We start from the raw sequence: 12238 nt of genomic DNA on the forward strand, positions 1-12238 counted from the left end.
GCCGGACCGGCGGCAACGACTATCGCCGCTGGTCCGATACCTCACGGGACGCCCACCAGTGTCGTGACAGCAGTGCTGCCAGGAAGGCACCGGTGGCGTTCAGCAGCACGTCGTCGATGGATGAGTGACGGCCGATGGCGAGGACGAACTGCGTGGTCTCCACCGCGATCGAAGCTGCTGCTGCCGCAAACAGAACGCGGTAGGGCCGGGTGAACCAGGGTAGGCGGATCGGCAGGAGGAAGCCGAGTGCGGCGAAGACCAGGAGATTGCCGCCGAACTGCTCGATCACCCTGTCGTCGGATAGTTGATCGGCCAGATCTCGCAGCGGTACCAGGTTTACCGAGCGCCCAGTTCCCTTGGGCGTCAGGATCATCCACAGCCAGGGTGCGGTGCCGACCACCATGCCGACATCACACAGCGCGGCCCGCCAGCCGTGCCGCCGCGCGAGCCACCATGCTGTGGCGGCGGCCAGCGGTATCGCCGCGATCGTGGCGAGTATGACACCGCCCCACGCTTCCCATGTCCCGTTCACTGCGCCAGTCTCATCTGAATCAACTGCGCCACAAAGGGTCTCCACCGAACGTCCACAACGTCTACACCGCGTCAGCCCAAGTCACTGAGCTGCTATCCGGCTGGCCTAGTGATCGATGGGACGCAGGCCGATCATCGTGCGGGCGGAGGTGTAGACGTAGCGGCCGTTGTCGCGTGCGGTCAGCTGACCGCTGCCGTCGAAGGCGTCGCGGTTGTTGTTCACCGCAAGGAACGGGATGTCCCATACCGTCGTGCCGGATCTCGGGTCGATCGCCCATAGGCCGGTGGTGTCGGTCAGCACTACGACGTGTCCGTCCCATGCGAGCACCGTGCCGTAACGTTCGGTCTCGAGCTGCCACAGTCGGTGTCCCGTTCGCATATCGAGCCCGGTCATGTTGCGCGCGTCGCTATCTCGGAGCAGTGCGATGTCGCCGAGGATCGCGGTCGCGGTTCCGGTCGTGGCGTTACTGTTGTCGCTGTTCGTATTGCGCGGCTTGGTGACGAGATCGGGGCTGGTCCAGGCCCGCTTGCCGGTGCGGCGATCGTAGGCGCCGTCGGCGAGAAGCACGGGGACGGTGTCGTCGGTGGGCCGGTCGATCGAAAGGCTATGGGTGGCTTCGCTATCGGTGGCGGCGAGCACCCGGCCGGTGCGATCGAAGAGGTCGGTGCCGGTGACGTGGTAGCCGGAGCACTCGGTGTTGATGCGCTCGACCAGCGCCGTGCTGGTCGCGATGGTGCGGGAACACCCGCCCAGGTCCGTGGTCCAGGTGGAGGCACCTGTGCCGAGGTCGAATCCGGCGAGTTGGACGCCGAGGTTGAGTAGGCCCTGCCCGTGGGACACGTCCAGCGTGTCTGAAGTGATGTCTTCCCACGAGGTGCCCATGGCGAACGAGCGGGACCAGTTCGCAGCGGGGTCGGCGAGCGTGCCGGAATGGACGCGCACGTCATCGGACTCGACATCACCTTCGGCGACGTACACGTGATTGTCCACCGTCGCGAGCGCGAAGACCTGCCAATCCGTGGGCGTGCGGGTGACTTGTCCGCTGGCGATGTCGTAGCCGACGAGGGCAGTCGGTTCGGCGGACGGGGCGGTGACGCAGACGAGTCGTCCATCGACCGGTGCACCACCGCAACCCTCGAGGTGGGGAGCCGGAGTCCGCCAGCGCACCGCGCCGGTCTCGGCATCGATGCCGACCAACATCGGTTCCTTCACGGACATATCGCCAGCAGAGACGCCGACCACAGCGAGGAGAGTGTCGCCCGCATCGATGAATCCTGGGCTGCCGCCCATGTCATATTCGGTCCCCGCCCGGGGATCTCGGAACTCCGCCTTCGCGTTCCCGTGGGTGGCGGCGGCGTCGACCGACCAGCCGAGACCCGGCGCCGACGCCGCGGTTCCGGTGATCTTGCGAGTGCCGTCATCGGGTTGCATCAGGACGTAAACAGCTCCGGCACTGGCAATTACAGCGGCCGTGGCGGCGAGAATCAGACCACGTAAACCTGGGATCGACGCCATCACGACACCTCGAGACCGGGGGTCACGGCGATCGCCTCCAGTTGCTCGAACGGCAAGGGTTCGATGGAACCCTCGGCCGTGGAGCTCACTTGGACCTGGGCGCCGGACCGGCGGGTGATGGTGACAGTGCGCATGGTCTCCGAAATAGACGGCATTCCTGGTTCGTTCGGAGATCTCGTGGTCCGCGATTCCCGGCTCTGAACGACTGCTCCGTCCGGCTGTCGACGTGTCGTGACGCGCTCACCGTCGGGACTCGACACGGCAGCCGATTCCTCCGGAAGGCGCTGTCCCGCAGCGATTGCGACGCTGAGCCGCGACTGTCGTCCCGGCGTGGTCACCCGTACGACCTGACACACCCCGTTCCCGTCGAAGCCCGGCGGTCGCAGTTGGCCCAGCGGTCGGTCGAGGGTGAGGCCGTCGAGCGGGATTCGCGCCAGCACGGCGTCCAGCCGGTGGGCGGCGGCCTGGTCGATCACGGCACCCGCGTCCGATCCGGCGCCGCAGGATTCGGGAACGTCCGGCGTGCCCGGTGGCACCGGTGTGGTGACGCGGAGTCCAGGGGCGGTGACAATGGCGGCGAGATCGTCCACGGTCAGCGGCACCGTGCCGGAATGACTGCTGCCGTCCTGGCCGTTATCGGTGGCGTAGGCGGTGACGGCGGAGCCGTCGGCCAGGTATGCGCGAGCGGTGCGGGACAGGGTGCGAACCTTACCGACCTCGTGCCAGGTGTCGTGGACATCGACGATCGTGCCGTCGGCGCGGTGCCTGCGTTCGTCGAGATCGCCTGCGACACAAGGCGGGATCGGTGCGGTGGACTGCCGGACCGAAACCATCAGGTCACCTGCTTTACCACCGCGGAGCAGTTCGCCGCTGGCGGTGGTCCAGCCGCCGAAGTCGACGCTCTTGCCGGGCTCGGTAGGAGGATCGAAGATCGGCCCGAAGAACAGCGAGTGATCGACGGACGCGAAGGGGACCTCGACCGCACCGGGCAGCACGTCGCGCAGCGCCTGCGACATCACGACGGCCTTGGGCCCGGAGAACCACGGATACTTCGGATTGTCGTAGCCGGAGGCGCTTGCCGCGAATCCCATCGTTGCACCGTCGCTGGGCGGCTCGACAACAGCGCAACCCGGAATCGCCACGGGAAACACCACCGGCGGCGTGGCGTACGAGGTGTCGACCGGCGGTGTGGCCGTGGTCGACGCAGGTACCGGCTTCGTCGTCAGCTCCGGCTCGCGCTCGTGCAACAGGCCGCCGACGATCACGCCGCCGGCCACAATCGCCACGCAAACCAGCCCCACCGTCCACCCGGTCATCGCACGCGACGGCACCCGCGAATCCCGATCCTCACCACTACTCATGTCTGCCCCTGCCCGTTGTGCCCCCAGCCCTGCTCGTTGTCGTGCAAGATAGCCCACCACACCGACACCAACTCCCGAGGACCAGCTGTTAGCCGTATCTAGGCTGCTCCTGTGACGGTTTCGATCAACACTCTCCTTACTGCTCTACGGTGCTTATCCTGCGCACGCGAGTACGAGCCGATCCACTTCCCGTCGGGGTGTCCGGCGTGCTTACAAGCGGGGGTGCCGTCCAATCTGTACTGCGTGTACCGCCCTTCCACGGACAGTGGGTCGGTTCAGGTTCCGCTCGTGGATCCGATTACGTTGGCTGCCGGCACGACTCCCCTACAGCGCCTGAGCGAGCGGGTCGGGCTCGGGTCGCAGGTGTGGGTCAAGGACGAGAGCCGCAATCCCACCGGTTCGCACAAAGACAGGTTCAGCCTCGGGGCGGTCGGGTGGGCGAAGGTCGCCGGATTCGACACCGTCGTTGCGGCGTCGTCGGGGAACGCCGCCTTGTCGATCAGTGCCTTCTGCGCGGCCAACGATGTCCAAGGCGTTATGGCAATGACAGCCGATGTGCCGCGACAGCTCGTCGAGCAGGTCCGGGCGCTCGGGGCGGAGGTGCGGATCTTCGACACCTACAACGAGCGATGGGAATTCGTCTCTACTCAATGTTCGTCCGGGCAGGCCTTCAATGCCACCAATTACGTTGTGCCCGTCGTCGGATGCTCCCCCTTCGGTATCGAGTACTTCAAGGACATCGCCCGCGAGATCGTGTCGGCGCACGGCGGACCGCCCGATGCGATGGTGATTCCTAGTTCGCGTGGCGATCTCGCGCACGGCATCTATCGGGGGTTTACCGAGATCGGGCGGGGCATGCCCAGGCTGTATCTGGTCGAACCGTTTGCACGACTGCACGCGGTCCTCGAGCAGGGGATCGACTGGCGAACAACCTTCCGTGGTGAAACCCGTGCACTCCCCTCCATCGCCGGAGACACCACGACACGGCAGTCGGTCGTGGCGGCCTCCGGCTCCGATGGCGGAGCGGTTGTCGTGTCCGATCTGGTTGCGCTGGAATGGCATCGGCGTATGTGGTCCCTCGGGTATTGCTGGGAACCCAGTTCCGATGCCGCGTTCGCCGCACTTGCGCTCCTGCATCGGCAGGGACGCATTCAGCCTTCGGAGACCACGGTTGTCGTAGCCGCCTCGCATGGATTCAAAGGGCTGTAGCTCAGCCTTCGACGAATTGGAGCAGCTCGGTCGTGACGAACTGGGGGTTCTCCTCGACCAGCCAGTGGCCTGCGTGGGGCACGTCCATTGCGCGGACGATGTTGGTCAGGCGTGGGGACACGGTGGCCCGGACCCCGTCGAGTTGGCCCTGGGCGGTCATGAGCAGGGTCGGGACACTCACCGGTGCGGCTGCCACGGTGTCGGGGACGTCCTTGTCGAGGGCGCGGTAGAGGTCGAAGCCGCCGGACAGGGCTTCGGGTCGGCTGTAAGTCCTTGCGTACTCGTTGATTTCGGCGTCGGTGAATGGGGATCGGTCCGAGGTGCCGCCGAAAGCCGTTCCGCCGAAGGAGACTTGGGGGTAGAACAGTGCCAGGTAGTCGCGGACATCGTCGCCGACCACTGCCTCGGGGATTCGCCGTTGGGAGTGGAAGGCGATGTGCCAGCTGAGGGATCGGTAGGTGGCGGCATCGATCGCGGGGCCGGGTAGTGGCAGGTCGAGGTAGCCGAGGCGGGCGGTGTCGGCGGGGAACTGGCTGGCGTACTGGAATGCCACCGCTGCGCCGAAGTCGTGGCCGATGACGCGGGCGTCGCGCACCCCGAGCCGATCGGCCATCAGGGTGTGGATGTACCGCGCCAGGGTGGCTTTGTCGTAGCCGGTCGGCGAACCGGTGCTGTCGCCGAGCCCGGGCAGATCGATGGCGTAGACGCTGTGGTGTTCGGCGAGTGCGGGCATGATCGGCCACCAGCCGAACCAGGTCTGCGGCCAACCATGGATCAGCACCACCGGTGACCCGCTGCCGCCCTGCACGTAATGCATTCGGACGCCGTCGATGTCGGCGAACTCGTGCCGGAAGGACTTCTCGAATTGCGGGTCGCTCTGGGTAGCGGCGGCGTAGGCGGGAACGTCGGCGGACGAGGTGGCGCAGGCCGCGGTGCCGATCGTGAGCAGAACGGTGAGCGCGACAGTCGCCATCGCGCGCGCGGATCGGCGCGACGACGGCCGTGGTGCGGCAATCATGAATTCCTGTCCTGGAGAAGATGTTTCGGAGTCAGCGCCCGGTGGCGCCGTCGATCAGTTCGCGGAGGATGTCCGCGTGGCCCGCGTGGCGGCCGGTCTCTTCGATCATGTGCACGAGTGCCCAGCGCACGCTGGGAGCGGGGTGCCCCGGCCGCGGCCTTGGGATCGGCGTGCCTAGGTCGGTGCAACCGTCGAGAAGCTTGTTCGCACGCTCGACCGTATTCCGATAGCGGGCAACGACATCGGCGACACTGTCCTCCGGTGCTGCCTGAAACGTCGCCTGCCAGTTGGTGACTTTCGCACCGAGGAACGTCGCTTGCTCGACGAACGTCAGGTGGTTGAGCAGCCCGAGCAAGTTCGTGCCCGACGGCACTCCGGCTGTTCGGACCTGCGGTTCGGGGGCACCGTCGACCTTCACCGCGATCGAGGTCCGGAGATAGTCGAGAAATCCGCGCAGAATCGCGATCTCGCTGCCTCCAGTCCGGGGTGGCGGCGCATCGGTGCGTCGGCTGCGGCGAAAGGCGGTGGGCACGATGGTCTCCTTTGTCGGATGTGCTCAGTCTCGCCAGGCATGCCAGCATTTGGCACGCATTCTTGCGGTTCTGGCAAGATGGCCCTGTGGACCGGGAAACGGAAGACGTCCTAGACGTGGTGGGGCCGCGGCTGCGCGCGCTGCGCCGGGATCGCGGGATCACGCTTGCCGATCTCGCGGCGACGACCGGGGTTTCGGAGAGCACGCTGTCTCGGCTGGAGAGCGGACAGCGGCGGGCGACCCTGGAGTTGTTGCTGCCGTTGGCCCGTACCTACGACGTTCCATTGGACGATCTCGTCGGCGCCCCACGCACCGGTGACCCGCGGATCCATCTGAAGCCGATGCACCGCCACGGGATGACGTTCATTCCACTGTCCAGGCGGCCCGGCGGTACGCAGGCGTTCAAGATGATCATCCCGGCGCAGCCGGAACCGCTCGAACCGGCTCTGAAGAAGCACGAGGGCTTCGAATGGCTGTACGTGCTCAACGGTCGCCTACGCCTCGTGGTCGGCGAGCGCGACCTGATCTTGCCGCCCGGCGAGGCAGCCGAGTTCGACACGTCCCTGCCGCACTGGCTGGGCAGCGCCGACGGCGGCGTGGTCGAGCTGCTCATCCTGTTCGGCCTGCAAGGCGTGCGTTCACACGTGCGCCCAGCGTCCAAATCCTGACCCACCTCATCGAGAAGCGCAGCGCGGCAACCTGATACCGCGCCGACCAAGCTGGTCCGCGCCATCGATGTCTGGCCAGATGCATGTGGCTGTTGTCTCCTACACCTCGAGATCAGCTATTGACGTGCCCTTATGACATGATTGACAATGTCCACTGTCATTTTATCCGGGTCGGCAGGCCCGCTGTCCGGCGAGGGAGCACGCGATGGATCCGGTGGTTGGCACCGTGCAGGTCGATCAGGAGCTGTGCCTGGGGTCGGGCTATTGCGTGCAGGCGGCGCCGGAGGTGTTCGGGCTGCCCGGTGATGTGGTCGAGCTGCGTACCGGCGACAGCGCTTCGGGGCCGGTCGAGGTGCCGGAAGAGCTGATCGGAGCGGTGCATTCCGCGGAGTTGGCCTGTCCGGCAGCGGCAATCACGCTGCTCGGTCTATGAAAGGGAACGAATCATGCACCAATACCTGGCCGGGACCTGGAGCCCGCCGCCGATCACCGAGGCCGGGCCCGTCGCGGCGTGGCTGCTACTCGGTGTGGCTATCGCCTCGGTTGTGGGCACCTTCGGCTCCGCGATCCTGCTCGCGCTGCGCAAGGATCGGGAGAACCTGCTGCTGTTGGGGCTGATCACGCTCGGCGCGCTGGTGGTCTTCTCGTTCTATGTCGAGCCGTGGCTCGATTTCATCGGCGCGACAACGTATATGACGAATATCTTCGATCCGGTGGTGACGATCGTGGATCGGCCGATTCCCTGGCACGTGGTGCTGACTTACACCGGCGGCATCGGACTCGCCACGCTCGGTGCGTATCTCATCATCATGAAGGGCCGCCCGGCGCGAGATCTGTTCATCTGGGCCGCGCTCATCTCGGTACCCGAATGCATCGGCGAGATGATCAGCTGCCACTACGGCGTGATGCTGTACTACGACAACAACGCGTTGGTATTCGGTATCCCGCTGCCGAGCCTGGTGCAGAACGGTGGGATGTTCGTGCTCATCGGCTGGGTCATGGCCGCCACGTTGCCGCACCTGAGCGGGTGGCGAAAGTTGGTCGTTGTCCCGTTCATCGCGCCCACCGTGTACTTGGCGTACACGATCCTGTGCACCCTGCCCAGCTACTACGCGATCCACAACAACGCCTCCCCCGCGGTGTCCTGGTCGCTGGCCATCGTGTCGACCGCACTGAATCTGGGTGCCGTGGTCTTCGCCGCATACGCACCGACGGTGCAACGACTGCGCGACAGCGTCCAGCTCACGCCGCACGTCACCAATGTGAAAGCCGAGGCGCGAGTATGACTGCCGCAGTGCCGAACAACTTCGGGTTCGCGCGCAATCCGGTGCGTGGGGTCCGCAAGACCGTGCTCGCCCGGCGGCACGAACTCAGCCTGCCGCCGGGACCGAAGGGCCGGTTGATGACCGGGGTGCTGCGGGAGTTCCGATCGGATCCGTTCGAGTACTTGCGTGGCTGCGTCGCGGAGTACGGCGACGTCGTGCACGTGCCGCTGCCCATCCACGACCTGGTCGTCGTCAACACTCCCGACCTGGTCAAATACATCATGGGCGACCCGACCCGCTACAGCATGGTCGGGCCGTACGCACCGATCGCGACCCGCATCATCGGCGGCACCATTCCGCTGTTGGAAGGCGACCAGCTGCGGGAACGGCGCAAGCTGATGACGCCGATGTTCAAGCACAGCTCGCTGAACGTGCTGGCCGACGAAATCGTGGACGAGTTCGCGACCCGCATCGATAGGTGGGGTAGGTGGGCCGACAGCGGCCAGATCGTCGATCTTCAGCATGAGATCGCGTGGCTGACGATGCCCGCGTTCATGCGGGCGATGTTCGGCTTCGTGCCCTCGGACGCCGAGATCGGTCAGCTCGATCACGACCTGCGGATGTTGCTTTCTTCCTTCGCCGCCGCGATATTCCTCAGTCCCCCACCGAAATTCATGCCACTACCCGGCCGAGACACGCTGCCACGCGCGTGGCGGCGCATCACCACCTGGATCGAAACCCGGGTCGCGCACCGCAGAGCCAATCCGATCGAGGGCACCGACATGCTGCAGGTCCTCATCGACGCGCGCGATGAGGACGGCAAACCACTCAGCCACCGGGACTTGGTCGCCGAGCTGGCCATCATGATCACCGGGGGCTACGAGACGGTCGTCGCGTCGGTGTCGTGGACGCTCGCGCTATTGCACCGCAGTCCAGACGATCTCGACCGGTTGATCGCGGAAGTCGATGCGCTGGGCGGCAATCGGCCCACCTACGCCGACCTGAAGCGCCTCACCTGGGCCAAGGCCTGCTTCGACGAAGGCCAACGACTGCAAGGACATCCGTTCCATCCGCGAATCGCCTTGCAGGACGACGTGATCGGCGGCCACTCGATTCCGAAGGGGACGCTGGTCGGGGTATCGGTGTACGCGCTGCACCGCAACGAACGCTGGTGGCCGCATCCGGACACCTTCGACCCGACCCGATTCACCGACCGCGAGGTGATCGCGCAACGGCCGGTGAACGCGTTCATTCCGTTCGGTTCCGGCCCGCATCGCTGCATCGGTTCCCAATTGGGTTATATGAACGCGCAATTCATCCTCGCGCTGTTCCATCAGCGCTACCGGATGCACACCGATCCCGGCTGGACGCCGAAGCACGCGTCCACCTTCTCCACCACCATCGAGGGCGGTCTGCCGGTCCGGCTCGAACGAGTCAGCGCCGATTCTTCTGCCACGCAACGGTTTGGTCGATGAACGTCAGCAGATAGTCGACCATCTCCTCGGCCGACAGCTCCAGGCGCTTGTCGATCCAGGCCATCAGCAGTTCGGCCGAGGCGCCGGAGATGGCGATCATGTTGATGTCCCCGACTACCGGCTCGACCGCGGCGGGGCCGCCGCTCTGGTAGCGCGCGAGAAGTGGGCCTGCGATTTCCGCCAGGTCCACTTCCGGCGCGTCCGGGTTGTCGTCGAGCCACATGGTCATCAGCCAGGTGGTGGCGTAGAGCATCTGCTGGCGCAGCATCGCCAGGGTGCCGCCGGCGCGGACGGTCTCCACGAACAGGATTCGCCCCACCCTGGGGTCTTCGTCCACGATCGCTACCAGTTCCTTGACCACCGTGCGCAGCCGGTCCTGGCCGTCGTCGACGACGATGGCCTTGCCGAACAGCCGGAACGCGACCTGCATGGCCACGGTTTCGACGACCTCCTGGGCGAATACGTCCAGGCTGGCGAAGCTTTGGTAGAAGTAGCGCTCGGTGAGTTCGGCGTGGACGCAGACATCCCGCACCTTGATGTCGGTGATCCCGACCGCACCGATGACCGCGATGCCTGCCTCGATGAACACCTCGCGACGGGCCCGGTGGCGGTCTTCCTTGCTCATGCCCGCGAAACGATGCGGGCGTCTGCTGCCTTGCTTGGGTTGCGCCGCCATGGGCCTGATTATCGTCTGGTCCCCGTGGCGTCGACCGGCACCGTCCGTAGGTCCGTGTGTCACGGGGACCTACTTCGGCCCCGCGACCCGCAGAGTGACCGCGCCGGGGACGGCGACCGCGGCCAGCGCGGAGTCGAGCAGCCTGCTGATGTCGACCGACCCCATGGCCGCGGCACCGGACTGCACGGCGGGCAGCAGCGGGGTGGACAGCTCGGCGACATCGCCGCCGACCCGGTCTTCGAAACGTTGCAGCCCGGCGAAGAAGGCCAGCGGGCCGATCTCGACGACGCGGGGGTAGTCGTTGGTGTGCATCATCTGGATCGAGGTTTCGGCCATGGTCGCGAAGCCGGTCCCGGTCTTGCGCAGTGGATCGCTGACCGCGGCGATCGCGGGACCGGCGCCTGCGCTGCGGTCGAGCAGCGTTTGAGTGTCGGCAAGGAGGTCGCGGATCGGGCCGTAGCTCATCAGCAAGGTTGTGGTGAGCAGGCTGCCGAATCGTGCGAGGTTGTTGGGCACCATCGGGTCGGCGGGCAGCGCGGATTGCAGTTCACCGACGAGAGCGTCGACCTTCTCGGGTGAGGTGTCGTTCAGCAGTCGGGTCAGCGCGGCCGACAGTTCCCCGAAGGTCGCGGGCGCGGTGGCGGCGTCGGTCCGAATGTGTTGGTGGTCAGCGATATACGGACCGCGGTCGGTGTTCGGGGCGACCGCGAGATAGCTTTCGCCGAGGGCGGACAGGCTCTCGATGCGGAAGCTGCTGTCCAGGGGAATCCGGAACGCCGACCCGAACCTGAACTCGATGCCGACCTCGCTGGCCGAGGATCGCACCTGGGTGACCTCACCGATCGGCACACCGCGTAGTAGCAGCTTGGAGCCGGGCATCAACCCATTGGCGTCGGCGACCGCGAGGGTGGCGTGGTGTTGGTCCGACGGCGCGACCCATCGCACGCCTTGACCGCCGATTGCGGTGACCGAACCGACCAGCAGTGCTGCCAGCGCGGCGATCGACAGGATGTTGGTGACTTTCATCGGAACGCTCCCAGCATGCGCAGCAGGTTCTCGACCTCGGCGAGGTGTTCGGTGCCGTCGCCGGTGACCAGGGACGTGACGTCGACCCGGGGTTCGCGAGCGAACGGGAGGACGGTGGTGTGCAGGAAGCGCTGCAATGCGGCGGCGGTCGGACCGGCTTCGCCGCCGCCCTCGACGGTCGTTGCCAGCGCGTCGATCATCGGGACCAGCCAGAACCCGCCGGTGTAGACGCTGCCGACCGAGGGCAGCAGGATGCCGATGTGGCCGAGCAGGATTCGCTGGTTGGCCCAGAACTTCATGGTTTCGGGGGCGAAGCTCTGGGTGAGATCGGCGCTGCGGTCGTTGGCGACCTGGACGACGCCCGCCGCGTTGGCCAGTAGGCGGTCGATCTCGCTGGTGTTCGCGGCGAGACTGCGCAGGTCGATGGCGACGGTGGCGGCGACCTTGTGGACGTCGGCAGGTGTCTGCGGCAATGCGGCACCCAAGGTGGTCATCGAGGTCTGGAGTTGTTGCAGCGATCCGGTGCCGAGGAAGTTGGCGAGTACGGCGAAGGTGTCTTCCAAGGGCGCGGGTGAGGTGGTGTGGTCGAGGGTGATTCGCGCATTCGGTGGTAATGCGCCTGCTGCCGCCTCGGTGGGGCGGTCGATCTGTACGTAGGGGTCGCCGAGGACGGTGTCCTGGGTGATCGTGGCGCGGCTGCCGATCGGGATGACGATGCCGGGGTCTACGTCGAGGCGGACCGCGACGACCGCGCCGTCCAGTTCGACGCGGCGCACCGAGCCGATGCGTGCGCCGTCGAAGGACAGCTTCGCGCCTTCGGGAAGGTTTAGCGTACTGGCGAATTCGATGGTGATCGGGTAGCCCGTGCTGCGGCTCGGCAGCGGTAGCTCAGCCGGGTTGTACGAGCAGCCCGCCAGTGCGACCGCCACGGTCGCGGCGGTTGTCATTGCGCGCCAGCGGT

Annotated in this window: 13 protein-coding genes; 5 read left to right on the forward strand and 8 right to left on the reverse strand. The window is 66.2% G+C overall.

Features of this window, described 5'->3' with window-relative positions:
- Positions 1 to 19 precede the first annotated feature (19 nt).
- The 3 genes from ACQPW1_RS26985 to ACQPW1_RS26995 all read right to left on the reverse strand — a co-directional run bounded on the left by ACQPW1_RS26985 (position 20) and on the right by ACQPW1_RS26995 (position 3408).
- Complete coding sequence (locus tag ACQPW1_RS26985; protein WP_433654358.1) at positions 20 to 532, reverse strand: VanZ family protein; 513 nt, start codon at positions 530 to 532, stop codon at positions 20 to 22.
- Between the two features lie 105 nt (positions 533 to 637).
- Entirely contained in the window at positions 638 to 2047 is a 1410-nt protein-coding gene (locus ACQPW1_RS26990; RefSeq protein ID WP_433654360.1) for a PQQ-binding-like beta-propeller repeat protein, read from the reverse strand.
- The gene (locus ACQPW1_RS26995) at positions 2047 to 3408 is read right to left on the reverse strand and encodes a hypothetical protein (protein ID WP_433654361.1); all 1362 of its coding nucleotides are present in this window, start codon (positions 3406 to 3408) and stop codon (positions 2047 to 2049) included. Before ACQPW1_RS26995 ends, ACQPW1_RS26990 begins: the two co-directional genes overlap by 1 nt.
- Positions 3409 to 3696: 288 nt before the next feature.
- On the opposite strand from ACQPW1_RS26995, the gene ACQPW1_RS27000 reads away from it, so the two are divergent.
- Entirely contained in the window at positions 3697 to 4617 is a 921-nt protein-coding gene (locus ACQPW1_RS27000) for a PLP-dependent lyase/thiolase (protein ID WP_433654362.1), read from the forward strand.
- 1 nt (position 4618) lies between these two features.
- Here the strand turns inward: ACQPW1_RS27000 and ACQPW1_RS27005 are convergent, their stop codons facing one another.
- Positions 4619 to 5635: an alpha/beta fold hydrolase gene (locus ACQPW1_RS27005; RefSeq protein WP_433654364.1), complete on the reverse strand. Its 1017-nt coding sequence runs from the start codon at positions 5633 to 5635 to the stop codon at positions 4619 to 4621.
- Positions 5636 to 5666: 31 nt separating this feature from the next.
- The gene (locus tag ACQPW1_RS27010; RefSeq protein ID WP_433654365.1) at positions 5667 to 6167 is read right to left on the reverse strand and encodes a DinB family protein; all 501 of its coding nucleotides are present in this window, start codon (positions 6165 to 6167) and stop codon (positions 5667 to 5669) included.
- An 86-nt stretch (positions 6168 to 6253) separates the two neighbouring features.
- On the opposite strand from ACQPW1_RS27010, the gene ACQPW1_RS27015 reads away from it, so the two are divergent.
- From ACQPW1_RS27015 to ACQPW1_RS27030, 4 genes are all read left to right on the forward strand, one after another.
- Positions 6254 to 6835, forward strand: a complete 582-nt coding sequence (locus tag ACQPW1_RS27015; protein WP_433654366.1) for a helix-turn-helix domain-containing protein — start codon at positions 6254 to 6256, stop codon at positions 6833 to 6835.
- 205 nt (positions 6836 to 7040) lie between these two features.
- Positions 7041 to 7268, forward strand: a complete 228-nt coding sequence (locus ACQPW1_RS27020) for a ferredoxin (protein ID WP_433654367.1) — start codon at positions 7041 to 7043, stop codon at positions 7266 to 7268.
- Between the two features lie 13 nt (positions 7269 to 7281).
- Positions 7282 to 8121, forward strand: a complete 840-nt coding sequence (locus ACQPW1_RS27025) for a hypothetical protein (RefSeq protein WP_433654368.1) — start codon at positions 7282 to 7284, stop codon at positions 8119 to 8121.
- Complete coding sequence (locus ACQPW1_RS27030) at positions 8118 to 9575, forward strand: cytochrome P450 (protein WP_433654369.1); 1458 nt, start codon at positions 8118 to 8120, stop codon at positions 9573 to 9575. Before ACQPW1_RS27025 ends, ACQPW1_RS27030 begins: the two co-directional genes overlap by 4 nt.
- Here the strand turns inward: ACQPW1_RS27030 and ACQPW1_RS27035 are convergent.
- The 3 genes from ACQPW1_RS27035 to ACQPW1_RS27045 all read right to left on the reverse strand — a co-directional run bounded on the left by ACQPW1_RS27035 (position 9535) and on the right by ACQPW1_RS27045 (position 12224).
- Positions 9535 to 10251, reverse strand: a complete 717-nt coding sequence (locus tag ACQPW1_RS27035) for a TetR/AcrR family transcriptional regulator (protein WP_433654370.1) — start codon at positions 10249 to 10251, stop codon at positions 9535 to 9537. The two genes, ACQPW1_RS27030 and ACQPW1_RS27035, sit on opposite strands and share 41 nt — an antisense overlap.
- A 69-nt stretch (positions 10252 to 10320) precedes the next feature.
- Positions 10321 to 11277, reverse strand: coding sequence for an MlaD family protein (locus ACQPW1_RS27040; RefSeq protein WP_433654371.1), 957 nt, complete (start codon positions 11275 to 11277; stop codon positions 10321 to 10323).
- On the reverse strand, positions 11274 to 12224 hold the full coding sequence (locus ACQPW1_RS27045; protein WP_433654372.1) for an MlaD family protein: 951 nt from the start codon (positions 12222 to 12224) through the stop codon (positions 11274 to 11276). The genes ACQPW1_RS27040 and ACQPW1_RS27045 overlap by 4 nt, the downstream gene beginning before the upstream one ends.
- Positions 12225 to 12238 lie beyond the last annotated feature (14 nt).

It is taken from the genome of Nocardia sp. CA-128927, from assembly GCF_050955855.1.
Taxonomy (GTDB): domain Bacteria; phylum Actinomycetota; class Actinomycetes; order Mycobacteriales; family Mycobacteriaceae; genus Nocardia.